Below are 17,249 nucleotides of genomic sequence, written 5' to 3' on the forward strand. Positions count from 1 at the left end.
CGGCGGGTCGGTGCCGAGGAGGCGGCACGGCACCGACTTGCCGCGCAGACGGCAGTCGGCCCGGCCTGGCCCGTGCCACTTCAGGCGACAGAATCCCGGGGCGAATAGGAATCAAAATCGATGAGGTACATGAGCAGCTCGGTGAAAGCGCTGAAGAACATGCTGCCCCCTTCGCCCACCCACCATTACCTCTCGGGGACAGATCCGGGGAGGTGAAACATGAAGATTCCCTGCAATGCATCCCCATCGATAGCAACGGGAAATAGTTCGACGTCTGCGGGCAGCTCGACATCCACCGGAGTTCCTGACTCCCGAAGGATCTCGAGGAACTGTTGCGACGCCGCTATCGACCCGTCGTGCACCCAGTCCCTGCACCCCAGGATCCGCATTCCGGGGAAACAGTCTTCCATTCCGTCCGCCAGGAGCAGGAAATCCCCGTATCCCTGCTCCAGTTCTTGCTCGGCCTGCCGACCGAGCTCGGCCACCTGCTGCTCAGATGCGGGCAGGTAGAGCCGTGGGACGACGCCGGACACCGAAGGCTCGGAAAGGTAATCGCGAATTCTTCGGCACGCAAGCTCGGCGAGTAGATTATGGACTTCCAAGACCCTCTTCGATCCCTAACCTAGACTCAACTCAGACGTGCATGACGGCACCGCGTCAGCCGAAGAGGGGCCTCGGAGGACGAGAGGTCGAATCCGTCACGTAAGCAATCAGGTCAAGACGGTGCAGCTGACCAGCAAGACTCTCCAGAGCCACAAGCTCGACAGAGTCTACCGGGGGACCTGAGCCCGGGCTTGTAATCTGATTCCAGTGGAGAAGTAGCGAGGTGCTCGCGCGTCCTCGCATGCATCAGCTCACCGATGAGCATCCGAAATTCCATGCCCGTCTTCCCGCCCCAATCACAGCAGCTGGTCCCTCAGATTCCGTACTGCCCGCACAATGCCGACCCAGGTGACCTTCTCAGTCGTGTACGTGCTGGGGTCATGAATCGCCACTGGATCATCGGCATCATTCCTTAGGGTCTGCTCCACCCTCACGCGCACGGCGACGCTCTGCGGAATTGGCGTACGACGCATGCCTGTCGCCCCACAGGGGAGTGTCAATCATGACCTCGAAGCCTGGTTGACCGCGGAGCACACGGACCAAGAACTCCGTCATGCCGACGTCGTACCGCGTCCAGGTGTCCTCGCCATGGCTGAAGACCACCACAGGCCACTCATCCGGTTCACCCCGGGCAAGCCAGCAGAAGAGATCGGCGCTGCTCGCGGCTCCCCACACCACCAAGTCCTGCGCTTCGGTCTCGACCCCCGTCGGCGCGGTGACCATCCATGTGTCGCGGGCGTCCGCCGTGATGAAACCCATGCCACCGCGAGGTGCACCGGGCTCGTCGCAGGTGTCCGGCGTGACAGTGCTCGGAGCAAGCACCTGAAGATAGTCCCCGAAGAGAACGTCACCGTAATGGGCGATGACCTGCTTGTAGTCCGAAGGGAACTCCAGCCCCCAGGCTTCCTCGACCGCCGCCCAGTCCATCCGCATGCCGCGGCCGGGACGCGGAGGCAACATCGCCGTCAGCGCCGCAGCACTGTGCGACGTCGACAAGATCGTTCTCCGTTCCAGTCGTTCATACGTGCGTCTCTGTCCCAGCTAGCGGACAGGTACGGGGGTTCCATTCTCGTCGTTCTGCAAGCCGAGATTTATGCCGGCGAGTGCGTTGTGCACCACACCGTTGCTGAACAGACGTGCTCATCCCTGCTCACATCGGACAGACCGAAGTTGTCGCCGAGCGGTCCGGGCCTCCCGGGTCGGCAGTGCCGACATCGCCAGCGCCCAAGCACCTGACCATACACAGAGCAATAGCCAGAGCCTTGGTCGACTCATCCGCAACCGCCCACTGGGCAACGACAACTCGTCCTTCAACGCCACTTCCGCAGAAGTCCCGCACCCACCAGGTCACCCGGCCGCTAGGCCATTGAGCCAGACGCGCTCGACAACGGCGTGAATGAATGCCCCGATTCAGCCGAAGAGACGCCTCGGAGTGCAGGAGGTCGAATCGGTGACGTAGGAAATCAGGTCACCGAAGGTACGGAAGAACATGTCGTCCCCCTCACTGCTCCACCAGAACCGTTCGGCGGCCTCGTCATGTGCGTGGACCATCAGGACACCCGAGGCTCCATCACTGTCGACGAACACCGGAAAAACATGCGCCTCCTCAGGCAAGCCGTACTCCGCCAAAGGACCCGTCTCCAGGACCGTGTCGCGGAACATGAAGGCCAACTCGCTCCGTGGTGAGTCGTTCCAGTCGCGGCACCCCAGCAGCGGCATCGTGGATTGAAATCCGTCCATCCCGTCCGTCAAGGTCAGAAATTTCCGGTAGTCCCGATCCAGTGGCTGACCAGCAAGGATCTCCAGAGCCTCCAACTGGGCGGAGTCCGCCGGGGGCCTGAGCCCAGGCATATGGTCCGGCTCCAGGGGTGAAGTAGCGAGGTACTCGCGCGTCCTCACACGCATCAGCTCGCCGATAAACATCCGCATTTCCATGCCCGTCTCCCCACTCCCGTCAAGGGCCACTGATCTCGCAGATTCGATATTGACCGCGCGATAGCGACCCCGTGACCTTCTCAGTCGTGACTGAGACGCCGTCGTAACGTTCTCTGAGTCCAGGCATCGTCACCGTGGCTGAAGTTCAGGCCAGGATGCGATCACAAGATCGCTCGAGGCGTCTTTGCCATGAGCGGCACGATGACGAGCGATAGCGGGGTCACTCACGGTCACAGCAAGGGACGAAGAGCCGGTGCCGGATCCCGCGGTGTCCTTCTGCGCTTCGGCCAGACTGTCGCCGGGACATGCGGCAGCAGGTGGAACGACAACCTCGACTTCCAAGGACGTAGCGTCAGCCGCCAACAGCTCCCCGCCCGCCCCGGAAACGATCTTCACGGGGAGTCCGTAGGCCGCGACCTCCACTCCGTCCGGCCCTTCAATCTCCACACTCGGCCCTTCGACCCCAAGAGGCGCGGACAGCGTCAGCGGCTGTTCGCTGCCAGCGGCGATGGACACGTGGATGGTGATCCGCCCGGGGTCAGAAGCCCCCGAACTGAAATAGCGAAAGCTCCTGATCACCATCTGTGGTGTCGACGAATCCGCGGGCGGACGGGGGCCGGAGAAATGACGCCCGTCGCGCTGACCACACAGGCTCAACGCGGCTGTGCCCCCTCCACTCAACGGGGCGTCCTGCGGAGTACCGCTCGCACCGGCCCCTACGGCTCCTGTCGTACGACCGCATCCGACGGCCGTGGCCAACAGCACGACCGAAAGCACCGCCAGTCCGACCCGCCGGACCTCCGGCCTCACAGGTCCGCAAAGGGGTCCGTGGACTCGCCGGTCCAGGGATCCACACCTGCACCGAGGAGCCTCACCTCGTCCCGGAAATTCAGGAAGCGGGCCGTCCTGGCACGCCACAAGGACTCATCGCTCACGGGGCATTCGCTAAAATCGCCCCGCAACAACCTCACGAGGAACTCCACCGCTCCGCAGTCGTAAGTCTTCCAACCTCCGCCCTGACGTTGCCACACCGCCACCGGCCAGCGCTGCGGATCCACGTCCGAAGTGATCCAGCACAGCGCGTCGGCGGCGTTGGTCTGCCCCCACACGAGCATGTCCGTGAGGGAGTGCCGGGAGCGGAGAGTGGGTTCCTGCCACTCACTCATGGACGTCACGGCGTCGTCGGGCAGTCGCCCCACCGTCAGTGGCGCACTCGGGCTCCCGGGGCGCGGAATCGAAATGAAGAGCGCGTCCTCGAACGATCCCGCGCCGTAGGCGTCGACGAGCCGCACATAATCCTCCGGGAACGACGCTACGCCCAGTTCGGCGGCCGCGGCCGGCCAATCGACCTCGTCCCCGGCAGCTCCCCCTTCGCGGAGAAGGGAGACGGCCGTTCTCAGCTGCGCCAGAGCATCGTTCACCCTGTGATCCTTCGTGCTTACCGTGTGTTCCCGGTCGGAAGGGGCTTCCCCTGGTGGGTGACCGTCCCGATGTTCGACCAGTTGCTGTCCTTGTTGCTGTACATCATGTTCGGCACGACGTCGTCCAACATCAGGCCGGGCTGACCGTTGAGCGTTCCGGTCGCCGACATCTCATAGGCAACCGGGACGGTCCTCGGCCCCATGCAGACGGGCTTCACCTGGTAGTGCACAACCTGCCCCTGGTCGACCGCAGCCTTCACCTGCTTCTCGTAGTAGTACATGTGCTCAGTGATGCCCGAGTCCGTCGGGGCGATCTGGTTGGCATTCGTCGAACGTGCACACGTGGACAGGTTCTCCAGCTTCTGACCATCGCCACCCAGGTCCTTGCCCAGAAGGTGGCAGGCATCGACCCACTGCCCCAAGGGGCCGTTGCCGAGATAGGCCGCGTACCGGCGAGCCCACTGGTACCCGGGGGGAGCCACCTTCTTGACGTTCGTGTCCGAACCCGGGTGAGCCTTGATGTAGGCGCTGTCCAAGCAGGCTTCCACACCGGTGGCTCGGTCACCATTGGCGCTGTCCAGGTCACCGTAGTCCAACCAGCCTTCGCCGCCGCGACGGCAGTCCTCGGCCGTCCGCCCGCGCGCGCCGCCCGGCTTGGAGACAAGCGACGTAACGTGCCCAACCCCCCTCCCTGCCTGCGACCTTGCAGGACTACGCCTCGATGACGGTAAGAAGATGTTCACCGTCCGACGGCTCGACACGCAGCCCTGTGTCGACGCGCCGTTCCATGGCCGCGTGTCCGTCGTGTCCGTGGTGGCAGTGAGCCTTTTCCATCCTCACTCTGATCTGGTCAGATGAAGGGTCAGGACGGCCTGGACGAGTTTGGTGGTCCGGGTGGTCGAGCACCGGAGTTTGCGGAGGAGCCGCCAGGACTTGAGGGTGGCGACGGCCTGTTCGACGAGGGCCCGGATCTTCGCGTGGGACCGGTTCACCGCCTTCCGGTCTGCGGAGAGGGTCTCCCACCGTCCCCGGCGCGGGGTGCGGACCGTGCCGCCGGCACCTCGGTAACCCTTGTCTGCCCAGCATGGGAAGTCGGCCTGGGCGAGGGCGTCGACGATGCCGTGTTCGCGGGCCGCGCGGATGTCGTGGACGGCGCCGGGCAGGGCCGGTGAGGCCCACAGCAGTCGGCCGAAAGGGGCGGCGATGACCTGCACGTTCATCCCGTGCTTCTTGTGTTTGCCGGAGTAGAACGGCCGGTCTGCAGCAATGCGGTCGATCGGCAGGAGTGTGCCGTCCAGGATCAGATACGCCTTCACCGAAGCGGTCCTCACCGCGTCGGCCAGGCCGGGGACGAGAGCGGCCAGGAGCTCGACAGCCTCGGTGACATAGCGGTAGGCCGTCGCGGTGCCGACGCCGAGCCCGGCCGCAAGCTGGGCATACGTGTGCCCTGTCCGCAGGTGGGCGAGTGTGAGCAGAGCCTGGCGGCCAGCGCTCAGGCGCTGCCAGCGGGAGCCGATCGTACGGCGATGTTGCCGCAACTGCTGCGTGAGGAAGCGGAGGGCGGAGCTGGACACGTCGACGACCGACGGGTAGACAAGCACGTGAAGCCTCTGGTGGCGACGGTTCTCTTGGTCGAAAACCCATCTACCAGGGGCTTCGCCACGTTGTCAGCCCAACAACCGGACCGGGGGTCAGGTTGGAAAGGGCTCAATGCCTGCAGTCGCCCTCCCGGCGAACGGGGCTCCTGCGGGTGGCGCCGAACCGTCAAGCTCCGACTGGGGGCCACCATCGGAGCGGCCGTATTGACCGGGTCCCCGGCTGCCAACGCCCGGAACTCCAATCCGGTGTGCGCGACGGCCGGTCAGGTGCCGGTGGTGGTGTCGAACCGCGATGGGGATTTCTGCGGCATGGTGTCGGAGTTGTCGCCACCCCGCCGTCGTCGTACCAATGCCGCTGGAACCAGCGCTCCACCGGTACCGCTTCGCAGTGCACGCCTTGTCCGTCCCGTACTTCGTCGGTAATTCGATTCTCGATCGTACTCATGGCGGGAACGTGCGCCGCCCGGTCATGGCTCGAGCGCGCCGACGGGCTCGAACGACGGCTCGCCTTCGATGATCGGGATCTCCAGGTCCTCCTGGAGCGCCGCCCAAAGGAAGTCCGTGAAGGACAAGGGCAATTCGCCCCAGCCACCCATGTCGATAACGACGGACCAGTCCTTTCCTTCGGCATTCGGAGGAGACAGGAAAACGTAGTTTCCAGATGACGAGCGCGCGATCGGGAGGCACCCGTCCGCCGCCGTCGGGTAGACGGCGTACGGATACATGTCCGGGGCGTTCCGAGAGAGCTCCGCGTACGCGTATCCCGCCTGCGTCCAGAGGGATTCGAGGCGCAACCCGTCGTCTCCTGCCACCCCTCTCGGGTGGAACAGGTAGAGCTGGTCGTTCACGCAACCGGAACCGTACGCCGAGACGAATCCCTTGTAGTCATCGGGGAATTCGATCCCGACACGGTCCTCCAGCGTTCGCCAATCGCGTTCAACGTCACCGTTCACCGAGGGCTCACCGAGGAGCTCACGGAACCGAGAGAGTTCCACCGGAAGACCTTTCGCTGCAGGAGTAGCCGCCGGACGCCCGATTGTAGACCGTGCAGTTCAGGCGGTATCCGCCGTCTCCGACCGCGTACATCTTGATCTCCGTCGGGATCGCCGGATCAGTGCCGTTGTACACGGGGAGCACACCGAGCGCGACACGCTGGCCTGACTTAACCGTGCTGGTGAGCTCGTCCTCCAGTGAGCGCATGTGCGGCGAGTTCGCGGGGTTCTGGTAACCGGCCACGAAGTTCCGCAGGGTGTCGTTTGCACCGCCCATCTGGTTGCCGATTAGGTGCAGGGCGGCCCGGTTACCGACCGGCAGCCTCTCGTACCCGGCGGGCTTCCACTTCGGGTCGAGACGCCAGGCCCGCAGATCGTAGGAGTCGATGTAGGCAACCGCTCCGGTAGCCCGGCAGTCGTCGGGGCCGGCGCCGAACCGGGTCATGGGGGCGTAGTAGAAGGCCGGGGCGCTGGAGGGGAAGTCCCGGGAGCACCGGTTCCTCGTCCGCTGGGCGCTTGGGTCCACGCCAGACTTGCCGAAGCCAAGGTCCGGGTCGATGTCCTGGTCCGGGAACAGGCTCTGGAGCATATCGAGGCTTGCAAGGTCCGCAGGCGTGTACTCCCCATCATCCAGGAGACCGCGCATGGTATCCGGATCGACCGTGGCGTCGACGCCCTTCTTGACGTTCCAGGTCCCGTCGGCCAACTCCGCCTTGGGCTGCGTACGGGTAGGCGCGGGCTCGGGGTTGGGCCCGTTGTTGGGGTTCTGGTCGATGGGCGGGGCGGGCGGGATGATCACGCAGTTGTACGAGCAGCTGCCGGAGCCGGCTCCCGCGCCGGTGCCGGCACCTGTCCTGGTTCCGGTGTAGACGAGCGCCGAAGAGCCGGGTGATTGGCTCGGGCCGGTGTAGACGAGTGCAGAGGAGCCCTGCGGCTGGGACGCCGCGGGGAAGGTGGTGAAGCCGTCGTTGTAGCGGGGGCTGTTCCAACCCCACACGTTCAGGAAGACCTCCGCCGCGAGACCGTAGCCGCGCCCGGTGAACATCCTGGCGTACCTGAAGAGGTTGCCGATGTTCCGGTCGAGCCAGTCGCTCTTGGGCTGGTACGGGAGGGTCGGCGCCCGCGCACAGCCGCGTGGACAGCGCTGAAGGCCGCTTCGCCAGGGGGCATTTGAAACGCCGTGCGAGCTGGTCGTGGCGACGACGGCATCCCCTGGATGAGCCCTGGGCAGTTCAGCCGTTGAGTTCAGCGCGGCACACCGCGCAGTACATGGCCGCATGGCGTCCGTGTCGGCACATCAGCTGATCGCACCCTGACTTCACCGTCCAGAACAGCAAGCCGGAGCCGAGCAAGGCTCTCCCGCCCCCTCCCACCGGGGTCGTACACCGAACGCGCAGGCCCCCGCCGACACCTGCCCGGCGGGGGCCTCACCTCTCACCACGTATCACACGCGTGTCACCAACAGCGTTGACGCACCTGGATCACGAGGAGCTGACCTGCGGAAAAGCCCCTCCATTGGACTGCCTGGACGCCACAGGACGGTTCCTACAACCTGTGCCAGGTGGTGCCCAGTGAGGGACCGAGGATCAGGACCGGTGCGTCTTCCGGCCCGTCGAAGCGGTATTGCAAGGTGTTCATCGGTGTCTCACTCACCCGCCCGACCCTCTCATCCGTCACGCGGTGTCACACCGCCGGGGTGCGCGTCGCAGCATCGAGTGTGCGGGGAGGGACAGCGGCAGGCGTGATCCGCCCGGGAAACCTTCCGGAACCCCGCCCAACAGCAGCGTGAACCCCCCACACGGTGAACGCCCGGTGGAGGTCCGGGCGGTGTCGGACGCGCTCCGCGCGCGGCTTCGGGGCGACGCGGCGGTGCGGGTCCGTTGCCTGGGCGCCGACGGACAAGACACGGTGCGTTCACGGACAAAAAGGGGCGGGATCCGCGCCCTAGCCTGCTGGTGGACGTCACTCGTTCACTACTTGAGGAGCACACCATGCCGTACATCACCGTTGGTCAGGAGAACTCCACCGACATCGATCTCTACTACGAGGACCACGGTTCCGGGCAGGCCGTCGTGCTCATCCACGGCTTTCCGCTGGACGGGCACTCCTGGGAGCGGCAGAGCGCCGCTCTGCTGGACGCCGGTTACCGGGTCATCACCTACGACCGTCGCGGTTTCGGGCAGTCGTCCCAGCCGACGAGCGGGTACGACTACGACACCTTCGCCGCCGACCTGAACACCGTCATGGAGACGCTCGACCTGCACGACGCCGTCCTGGTCGGGTTCTCGATGGGTACCGGTGAAGTCGCCCGCTACCTCTCCGCCTACGGTTCCGGCCGGGTGGCCAAGGCCGCCTTCCTCGCCTCGCTCGAGCCCTGCCTGCTCCAGACCGACGACAACCCGGAGGGCGTCGCTCCGCAGGAGTTCTTCGACGGTGTGGTCGCGGCGGTGAAGGCGGACCGCTACGCCTACTACACGGCCTTCTACAAGGACTTCTACAACCTGGACGAGAACCTGGGCACGCGCATCAGCGAAGAGGCGGTCCGTCACAGCTGGGACGTCGCCGCGGGCGGGGGCTTCTACGCCGCCGCAGCCGCGCCGCTCACGTGGGCGACCGACTTCAGGGCGGACATCCCCGCCATCGACGTACCGACCCTGATCCTGCACGGCACGGGCGACCGGATCCTGCCGGTCGAGGGAACGGCGAGGCTCTTCCACAAGGCGCTGCCGTCCGCGGACTACGTGGAGATCGAGGGCGCCCCGCACGGGCTGCTGTGGACCCACGCCGAGGAAGTGAACGCCGCGCTCGTCGCTTTCCTGAGCAAGTGAAGGACGTTGTCGAAGGGGTTCCCGAAGGGGGTTCTCCCGCCATGACCGACGCACCGATCCTGGTCCTGGCGGCGACAGGGGGCCAGGGCAGGGCCGTGACAGGTGCCCTGCTCGGGCGTCAGGCGCCCGTGCGCGTGCTGGTCCGTGCTCCACACCGGTGGGCCGCACGCGAACTCGCCGAGCAGGGAGTGGAGGTGGCGGCGGGGTCGTTGAGCGACGTCCGCTCGCTCTCCGCCGCCATGCACGGCGTGGCGGGCGTCTTCGCGTACACCACGCCCTTCGAGGCAGGCCCCGCGGCCGAGGTCGCACAGGGCCGGGCCATCGTCTCCGCCGCGGCCCGGCAGCGGGTGCCGCACCTGGTGTTCAGCTCCGTGGCGGGCGCCGACCGGAACAGTGGCGTACCGCATTTCGAGAGCAAGGCGCGCATCGAGGCCGACCTGGCCTCCGGTGACGTGCCGTACACGATCCTGGGGCCGGCCTACTTCTTCGACAACGTGCTCGGCGGGCACGAGCGGGTGCTCCGCGGTGTTCTGGACCTGCCGCTGCCCGCCGACCGGCCGCTGCAGCAGCTGGCGCGCGCCGACCTCGGCGCGTTCGCCGCGGAGGTGTTGCTCGACCCGGGTCCCTTCCTGGGACAGCGCATCGAGCTGGCCGGCGACGCTCCCACGCCGGTGGAGATGGCGGCGGCCTTGAGCAAGGTCCTGGGGCGGGACGTCCGCCATGAGCAGGTCCCCCTCGGTGCGATCGGCGATCCCGACATGCACGCGATGTGGGCCTTTCTCAACGGACCCGGCTACCGCGTCGACATCCGGGCCCTGCACGAAGCGCATCCGGAGGTTGCCTGGACCCGCTTCGGGGACTGGGCCGGCCGGGCCTGGGCCGGCGTGCGCTGACGCACCGCCCGGCGCCCGGTACCGAGTGCGGGTCTCCGTCCGTTCCGGAGACGGAAACCCGGACCCCACTCGGTACCGGGAACGGCGTCAGAGGAAATCGGACTGGGGGATCACGTGCATCGCGGCCTCCTCCGCCGACGCGCCCGCTCCGTCCAGTCCCGCGTCGGAGGCGAACAGAGCCGATTCGTCGGTCTCGTGACTGCCTTCGTCCAGTGCGACGAGCCGTCCCGCCCGGCTGTCGCCGACCTGGTCGTCGATCAGTTCCCCATCCGTGTCGCACACATCGCCGAGCCCGTCGTCGTCCGCGACCGTGAGGTCCGGCACCTCCTCCGCGAGGCGCTCGTCCAGGCTCTCGCCCCGCCACCGCTCCCCTGCCGTGACCCCGCTGTGTTCGGCACCCCACGGTCGCTCGGGGGGTGAGTAGCCCTCGTCCAGGGCTTCGTCGCCGGCCCGGTGGTCCAGGGTGTCCGCGGCGTCCAGGAGGCCGGTGCCGTCCGGCACCTCCGTCCCGTCCGGCTGGTAGACATCGTCGCCCATCTCGGCGTTCACGCTTGCTCCTTGTGCTTGTCGGTCCGTACGACTGCGAGGTTCGAACGGTCGGACCCGTACGTACGCTCGACTCCCACGGCTGCCCCGAGCCGCGAGGCGGGACGGCGACGGCCGTTCGCGGGCGTCGGTTCGGGACGGCCGCCGTTCACGGGTGAGGGACGTTGCGCAGGTTCGCGCGCGCCAGGTGGACCATGCGTCCGACGCCGCCGGTGAGGACCGTGCGGCTCGCGGACAGCGCGAATCCGGTGACCTGTTCGGCCGTGATCTTCGGTGGGATCGCGAGGGCGTCGGGGTCCGTGACCACGTCGACCAGTACGGGGCCGTCGTGGGCGAAGGCCTCGCGCAGGGCGTCGCGCACCTCGGCGGGCTTCTCCACACGGATACCCCGTGCACCGGCCGCGCGGGCGATGGCCGCGAAGTCGGTGTGCGGGTAGGCGGTGCCGTGCGGTGGCAGGCCGTCGACCATCATCTCCAGATCGACCATGCCCAGCGAGGAGTTGTTGAAGACCACGACCTTGACCGGCAGGCCGTGCTGGACCAGCGTCAGGAAGTCCCCCATCAGCATGGAGAAGCCCCCGTCGCCGGACAGGGAGACCACCTGGCGCGAACGGTCGAGGAACTGGGCCCCGATGGCCTGCGGCAGGGCGTTGGCCATGGAGCCGTGCACGAAGGAACCGAGAATGCGGCGGCGCCCGTTGGGCGTCAGGTAGCGGGCCGCCCATACGCAGCACATCCCGGTGTCCACGGTGAACACGGCGTCGTCGGCGGCCTCCTCGTCGAGGACGGACGCGACGTACTCGGGGTGGATCGGTGTGTGCCGGTCCACCTTCCGGGTGTAGGCACCGACAGCACCCTCCAAGGCGTGGACGTGGCGGCGCAGCATGCGGTCGAGGAAGCGGCGGGACGTCTTCTCCCGCACGGCCGGCGTCAGGCACCGGAGCGTCTCGCGGACGTCTCCCCACACCGCCAGGTCGAGCTGTGCGCGCCGCCCCAACCGTTCGGGCTGGACGTCGACTTGGACCGTTCGTACGTGGCGAGGCAGAAAGTCCGCGTACGGGAAGTCCGTGCCGAGGAGCAGCAGCAGATCGCACTCGTGCATGGCCTCGTGGGCCGCTCCGTACCCCAACAGGCCGGACATGCCCACGTCGTAGGGGTTGTCGTACTGGATGTGCTCCTTGCCCCGCAGCGCGTGGCCGACGGGGGCCTTGGTCTTCTCCGCGAACGCCATCACCTCGGCGTGGGCGCCGGCCACGCCCCGTCCGCAGAAGACCATGACCTTCTCGGCCGCGTCCACCAGCTCGACCAGGCGCGCCAGTTCGCCGTCGGCCGGACGGATCGCGGGCCGGTCCAGCGGCATCGCGAGCTCGGCGCCACCGGCCGGGGCGGCTTCGGCGGCCACGTCTCCGGGCAGCGCCACCACGGAGACGCCGCGCCGGCCGACCGCGTGCTGCATGGCGGTCTGCACGACCCGCGGCATCTGCCGGGGCGACGAGATGAGTTCCGAGTAGTGGCTGCACTCCGCGAACAGCCGGTCCGGATGCGTCTCCTGGAAGTATCCGGTGCCGATCTCGCCGCTGGGGATCTGCGCCGCCAGGGCCAGCACCGGAGCCATCGAACGATGTGCGTCGTACAGGCCGTTGACGAGGTGCAGGTTGCCCGGCCCGCACGATCCCGCGCAGGCGGCGAGACGGCCGGTCAGCTGGGCCTCGGCGCCGGCCGCGAAGGCCGCGGCCTCTTCGTGCCGGACCTGCACCCATTCCAGCGCGCCGTGGCGTCGGACCGCGTCGACAACGGGGTTGAGACTGTCGCCCACCACGCCGTACAGGCGTCGTACGCCGGCGCGCGCCAGGAGGGCGACGTACTGCTCGGCCACGGATTGTCCGGCCATGGTGCTCCTCAGGGTGGTCGCTCACGAGGTCGTGGCCAGGCTAGGGACGCGGCGGGCGAGCCGTTTGCCCCAGCGCGCACCGTGCGCAGCCCGTCAGTGCACCAGCCGCGTCGCCTCGACGCGGCCAGGGCGGCGAACACCGTGCGCCGGACCGGCACGGCATACGGCGACCGAAGTGCTTTCCCAGGCAACGGCTCGTGCGTTCCAGGACAAACCACCCGCGCGGCCCGCGCCTAGGGTGCCCGTGAAGCAATTGTTCTTCTCAGTTTTCGAGGGCCTCAATGGAACCGCATTTCGGCACGGTCACCCGCGTTGTCACGGCGCACGTCAGATCTCTCAACAGGCCGCCGCTTCCACTGCCCACGGAACTGCGGTACCGCGTCACCGATCCCTACGCCGTCCGTATGTCCCTCGGCCCCCTGATCGGCCCGCGGATTCCCTGGGTGTTCGCCCGCGACCTCCTGGCCGAGGGGCTGCGGCGCCCCACGGGCTCCGGCGATGTCCTGGTGCTGCCCGCGCACGGCCACCATCCGAACACCCTCCGCGTCATCCTCAAGAACGGGTCCGGTACGGCCCTGGCAGAGCTGCTGGCGACGGAGGTGGCGGAATTCCTCCAGCAGACGTTTTCTCTGGTGGCCGCCGGCTCGGAAAGCACGCATTTGGATCTGGACGGCGCCCTCACTTCGCTCCTGGGGAGAAGTGCCCGTCCCTGAATTCCGCCCCCGCACCCGTTGTTCGACAACCAGTAACGCATCCCAAGTACCCAGTACGTCATCGAAAGGACTCAGCAATGCAGTTCGGGATCTTCAGCGTCGGTGATGTCACCGTCGACCCGACGACCGGGCGTGCGCCCAGTGAGCACGAGCGCATCAAGGCCATGCTCGCCATCGCGCTCAAGGCCGAGGAGGTCGGCCTCGACGTCTTCGCGACCGGCGAGCACCACAACCCGCCGTTCGTGCCGTCCTCCCCGACGACGATGCTCGGCTACATCGCGGCCCGCACCGAGAACCTGATCCTGTCCACCTCGACGACGCTGATCACGACGAACGACCCCGTGAAGATCGCCGAGGACTTCGCAATGCTCCAGCACGTCGCGGACGGCCGCATGGACGTGATGATGGGCCGCGGCAACACCGGCCCGGTCTACCCGTGGTTCGGCAAGGACATCCGGGACGGCATCGACCTCGCCATCGAGAACTACGCACTGCTGCGCCGGCTGTGGGACGAGGACGTGGTGACCTGGGAGGGCAAGTTCCGTACGCCGCTGCAGTCGTTCACCTCCACCCCGCGCCCGCTCGACGGTGTCGCGCCGTTCGTCTGGCACGGCTCCATCCGCTCCCCGGAGATCGCCGAGCAGGCCGCGTACTACGGCGACGGCTTCTTCCACAACAACATCTTCTGGCCCGCCGACCACACCAAGCAGATGGTGAACCTCTACCGCAGGCGCTTCGCCCACTACGGGCACGGCACCCCCGAGGAGGCCGTCGTCGGCCTCGGCGGTCAGGTGTTCATGCGCAGGAACTCCCAGGACGCGGTCCGCGAGTTCCGCCCCTACTTCGACAACGCGCCGGTCTACGGGCACGGCCCGTCGCTGGAGGAGTTCACCCGCGACACCCCCCTGACCGTCGGTTCCCCGCAGCAGGTCATCGAGCGGACCCTGTCGTTCCGTGACTACGTGGGCGACTACCAGCGCCAGCTGTTCCTCATGGACCACGCCGGACTGCCGCTCAAGACCGTCCTGGAGCAGCTCGACATCCTCGGCGAGGAGGTCGTCCCGGTGCTGCGCAAGGAGTTCGCCGGTCTCAAGCCCGCCACCGTCCCCGACGCGCCCACCCACGCCGGCCGCGTCGCCGCCAAGACGGCCGCCCCCGAGGGGAGTTCCCGGTGAAGCTCGTCGTCGTCGCGGCGGGGCTTAGCTCTCCGTCGTCCACCCGGCTTCTGGCCGACCGCCTCGCCGCGGCCACGCTGGATCACGTGGACGCCGAGGCAGAAGTGTTCGAACTGCGCGACCTCGCCATCGAGATCGCCCAGCACTTCGTCACCGGCTTCCCGCCCACCCGGCTCGCCGCCGCGCTCGACGCGGTGGCCGCCGCGGACGGGCTGATCGCCGTCACGCCGGTCTTCTCCGCGTCCTGCAGCGGCCTGTTCAAGTCGTTCTTCGACCTCATCGACAAGGACGCCCTGACCGGCAAGCCCGTGCTCGCCGGCGCGACCGGCGGCACCGCGCGCCACTCCCTGGTCACCGAACACGCCCTGCGCCCCCTGTTCACCTACCTGCGCGCGCTCGTCGTGCCGACCGCGGTGTACGCGGCGTCCGAGGACTGGGGCGAGGAGGGCCTCGCCCATCGCGTCGCCCGCGCGGGCACCGAACTGGCCCGCTTCATGACCTCCACCGGAACCACCACCGGCGCCACGGACTCCGCCACGACCAGCCCCGGCGCCAGCTCCAGCCCCGTCCCCGTCCCCGGAACCGCGGCCGCCACCTCCACGGTCCCCGACGTCGACACCACCGCGGCGATCGCCCCCCGCTCCCTGCACGGCGCGATCACCTCGGTCGACCCCGCCGACGGCTTCGGCGCCGGCCTGATCCCGTTCGAACAGCGGCTCGCCGCGCTGAGCCGGTCCGCGGACGGTGCGCGGACGCGCCCGGCGGCAGACTCGTGAGTCCCCGTGGCCGGAACCGGAGCAGCAGCCGGACGGGTCGGATGAGGGCGCTGACGAAGCCCTTGCTGCACGTGTGGGAATGGCAGAGTGAGGCCGCGTGCCGAGGCATGGACAGCGCGGTCTTCTTCTCTCCCAGCGGTGAGCGGGGCGAGGCGCGCAGGCGTCGGGAGGAGGCGGCGCGCGCGATCTGCCGCGCCTGCCCGGTTAGCGGCCCGTGCGCCCGCTTCGCTGCGGCCTCGCGGCAGCAGTACGGCGTCTGGGGCGGGATCACCGAGGCCGAACGCCGCTCGGGGGACGCGGTCGCGGGCTGACGGTGCCCGACCTGCGCACGGCACAGTCACCACGACAGTCGACTGACGCATGTCCGCAGGACAGACGCTCGGCAGAGTAGAGGACATGAGGCCGCCCTCGGCGGCACGACCTCGCCCCTGGACGCGGCGCGGGAGACACCGGCGCGACACCTGCCACGGTGTGCGTACGTCGTCCCCGAGCACGGGCCGCGACGCGACAGGGCCGCTATCGCATCGAGCGGAGAACTCCTCATGTCCACACTGCCCGGGCGGACCCATACCCTCTCGCCACTGCCGCACGGTGGAGACGGCCAGTTCTTCCGGTTGGGACTGGCCGAGAAGGATTCCGTCGCGACGACCCAGGACGGTGGCCGTACCGTCATGAGACCGGGCGACCTCATCTTCTGCGATCCGGGACGACAACGCTCGCCGAGGCTTCCGGACGCCGGCGGTATGACGGTCTTCCGGCTGCCCCGCAGCTATCTGCAACTCTCGGAAGCGGACTGGGACCGGCTCACCGGGACGAAGGTCGCCGGCGATGCGGGACTGGGCGGCCTGGTCTCTAACTTTCTGTCGGCACTGTCCGCCGGGGCCGACGCGCACACCCCGCAGGTGATTCACCAGCTGACCCGCAACGCCGTCGATCTCCTGGTCGTCCTCGTCATGGAACTCCTGCAAGGGAGCCAGGGGAACGTTCCTGCACTGCCGCAGGCCCGGGACGAGATGCTCTCCCAGGTCCGCGCCCACATCGAGCAGCATCTGCCGGACCCCGGTATGACTCCGCAGTCGATCGCACGCGCCAACCACATTTCGGTGCGCTACCTGCACAAGCTCTTCCAGGGCGACGGCACCACGGTGGGGCAATGGGTGCGGCAGCGTCGGCTGGAGTGCTGCCGGCGTGATCTGAGCAGGGCGCCGCACCGCAGGATCACCGTGGCCGCGGTGGCGCACCGCTGGGGGTTCACCAGCGCGGCCCACTTCAGCCGCGTCTTCCGGGCCGCCTACGGCATGAGTCCGACCGACTGGCAGACGCTGGCCTCCTCATAGGTGCAGTCCGGGGGATCGACCTGTCGGCTGTGGACGAGGAGTGGGTGCCGGTGCCGGGCGGGCCCACGGGAACCGTCCGGGCGCGTGTCGCCCGGCCCGCCGGGGCCGCGGGCGCGCTGCCGGTGGCCCTCCGCGTCCACGGTGCGGGCCGGGTCTTCTGCAACGGTCACACGCATGACCACCGGCGGCGGCCGGTGACTCGGCGGCGCGAACACGCGTGCCGCGCAGACGCTGACGGCCTGGGAACGCGGGGATGTCCGCCTGGTGCAGCCGGTGTTGCTCCACCCGGCCACCGATGCCTTCTTCGACACCGGTTCCCACCATCAGTTGGCCACCGGTGATTGCCTGCGCCGGGGCGCCGTTCCGGAACGCGCCGCCGGGGCCGCAGCCGGCGACCGTGGCTCAGCCTCAACTGCGCCCGGCGGCATGGCCAGTTGACCAGCCGCCTGTCATCATCCATGGCCTGCCGGGACAGGTGTGCCGCCGCCTCCGGGATGACGAGCGGGCCCGTACGGACGGCCGCCTCGGGGGCGGTGCGGGG

17 protein-coding genes and 2 pseudogenes are annotated in these 17,249 nt (G+C 68.1%); 8 read left to right on the plus strand and 11 right to left on the minus strand.

Going from position 1 to position 17,249, the window contains the following annotated elements; genetic code table 11:
* Positions 1-185 precede the first annotated feature (185 nt).
* The 9 genes and pseudogenes from DI272_RS10145 to DI272_RS45220 all read right to left on the minus strand — a co-directional run.
* On the minus strand, positions 186-533 hold the full coding sequence (locus DI272_RS10145; RefSeq protein WP_109495025.1) for a hypothetical protein: 348 nt from the start codon (positions 531-533) through the stop codon (positions 186-188).
* Positions 534-1,008: 475 nt separating this feature from the next.
* Positions 1,009-1,599 (minus strand): SMI1/KNR4 family protein, encoded by a 591-nt coding sequence (locus DI272_RS10150; protein WP_109495026.1) that lies wholly within the window; start codon positions 1,597-1,599, stop codon positions 1,009-1,011.
* Positions 1,600-2,013: 414 nt separating this feature from the next.
* Positions 2,014-2,538, minus strand: a complete 525-nt coding sequence (locus DI272_RS10155; protein ID WP_109495027.1) for an SMI1/KNR4 family protein — start codon at positions 2,536-2,538, stop codon at positions 2,014-2,016.
* Positions 2,539-3,344: 806 nt separating this feature from the next.
* Positions 3,345-3,959 carry a hypothetical protein gene (locus DI272_RS10160; protein ID WP_109495028.1) on the minus strand — a complete coding sequence of 205 codons (615 nt, stop codon included), beginning with the start codon at positions 3,957-3,959 and terminating at the stop codon, positions 3,345-3,347.
* Between the two features lie 17 nt (positions 3,960-3,976).
* On the minus strand, positions 3,977-4,720 hold the full coding sequence (locus tag DI272_RS10165) for a DNA/RNA non-specific endonuclease (protein ID WP_109495029.1): 744 nt from the start codon (positions 4,718-4,720) through the stop codon (positions 3,977-3,979).
* Between the two features lie 75 nt (positions 4,721-4,795).
* On the minus strand, positions 4,796-5,560 hold the full coding sequence (locus DI272_RS10170) for an IS5 family transposase (protein WP_109495030.1): 765 nt from the start codon (positions 5,558-5,560) through the stop codon (positions 4,796-4,798).
* A 464-nt stretch (positions 5,561-6,024) separates the two neighbouring features.
* On the minus strand, positions 6,025-6,552 hold the full coding sequence (locus DI272_RS10175) for an SMI1/KNR4 family protein (protein ID WP_181387143.1): 528 nt from the start codon (positions 6,550-6,552) through the stop codon (positions 6,025-6,027).
* A complete protein-coding gene (locus DI272_RS10180) occupies positions 6,530-7,594 on the minus strand; it encodes a DNA/RNA non-specific endonuclease (RefSeq protein WP_181387144.1) in 1,065 nt (354 codons plus the stop codon). The genes DI272_RS10175 and DI272_RS10180 overlap by 23 nt, the downstream gene beginning before the upstream one ends.
* Positions 7,595-8,103: 509 nt before the next feature.
* Positions 8,104-8,202 (minus strand): annotated as a pseudogene (locus DI272_RS45220) (3-oxoadipate enol-lactone hydrolase); the annotation flags it as partial.
* A 338-nt stretch (positions 8,203-8,540) separates the two neighbouring features.
* On the opposite strand from DI272_RS45220, the gene DI272_RS10190 reads away from it, so the two are divergent.
* Complete coding sequence (locus DI272_RS10190) at positions 8,541-9,377, plus strand: alpha/beta fold hydrolase (protein WP_109495033.1); 837 nt, start codon at positions 8,541-8,543, stop codon at positions 9,375-9,377.
* A gap of 41 nt (positions 9,378-9,418) precedes the next feature.
* Positions 9,419-10,270 carry an NmrA/HSCARG family protein gene (locus DI272_RS10195; RefSeq protein WP_109495034.1) on the plus strand — a complete coding sequence of 284 codons (852 nt, stop codon included), beginning with the start codon at positions 9,419-9,421 and terminating at the stop codon, positions 10,268-10,270.
* An 87-nt stretch (positions 10,271-10,357) separates the two neighbouring features.
* Here the strand turns inward: DI272_RS10195 and DI272_RS10200 are convergent, their stop codons facing one another.
* A complete protein-coding gene (locus DI272_RS10200; RefSeq protein WP_109500771.1) occupies positions 10,358-10,807 on the minus strand; it encodes a DUF5709 domain-containing protein in 450 nt (149 codons plus the stop codon).
* A gap of 157 nt (positions 10,808-10,964) precedes the next feature.
* Positions 10,965-12,707, minus strand: a complete 1,743-nt coding sequence (locus tag DI272_RS10205) for a pyruvate dehydrogenase (protein ID WP_109495035.1) — start codon at positions 12,705-12,707, stop codon at positions 10,965-10,967.
* 281 nt (positions 12,708-12,988) lie between these two features.
* On the opposite strand from DI272_RS10205, the gene DI272_RS10210 reads away from it, so the two are divergent.
* From DI272_RS10210 to DI272_RS45225, 6 genes and pseudogenes are all read left to right on the plus strand, one after another.
* Positions 12,989-13,420, plus strand: a complete 432-nt coding sequence (locus DI272_RS10210) for an SsgA family sporulation/cell division regulator (RefSeq protein ID WP_109495036.1) — start codon at positions 12,989-12,991, stop codon at positions 13,418-13,420.
* Positions 13,421-13,497: 77 nt separating this feature from the next.
* The gene (locus tag DI272_RS10215) at positions 13,498-14,595 is read left to right on the plus strand and encodes an LLM class flavin-dependent oxidoreductase (protein WP_109495037.1); all 1,098 of its coding nucleotides are present in this window, start codon (positions 13,498-13,500) and stop codon (positions 14,593-14,595) included.
* On the plus strand, positions 14,592-15,371 hold the full coding sequence (locus tag DI272_RS10220; RefSeq protein ID WP_109495038.1) for a CE1759 family FMN reductase: 780 nt from the start codon (positions 14,592-14,594) through the stop codon (positions 15,369-15,371). The genes DI272_RS10215 and DI272_RS10220 overlap by 4 nt, the downstream gene beginning before the upstream one ends.
* Before the next feature lie 41 nt (positions 15,372-15,412).
* Positions 15,413-15,682 (plus strand): WhiB family transcriptional regulator, encoded by a 270-nt coding sequence (locus tag DI272_RS10225; RefSeq protein WP_109495039.1) that lies wholly within the window; start codon positions 15,413-15,415, stop codon positions 15,680-15,682.
* A gap of 231 nt (positions 15,683-15,913) precedes the next feature.
* Positions 15,914-16,708, plus strand: a complete 795-nt coding sequence (locus DI272_RS10230; protein WP_109495040.1) for a helix-turn-helix domain-containing protein — start codon at positions 15,914-15,916, stop codon at positions 16,706-16,708.
* Between the two features lie 14 nt (positions 16,709-16,722).
* Positions 16,723-17,062 (plus strand): annotated as a pseudogene (locus tag DI272_RS45225) (esterase); the annotation flags it as partial.
* Positions 17,063-17,249 lie beyond the last annotated feature (187 nt).

Source organism: Streptomyces sp. Act143, assembly GCF_003143935.1.
GTDB lineage: Bacteria > Actinomycetota > Actinomycetes > Streptomycetales > Streptomycetaceae > Streptomyces.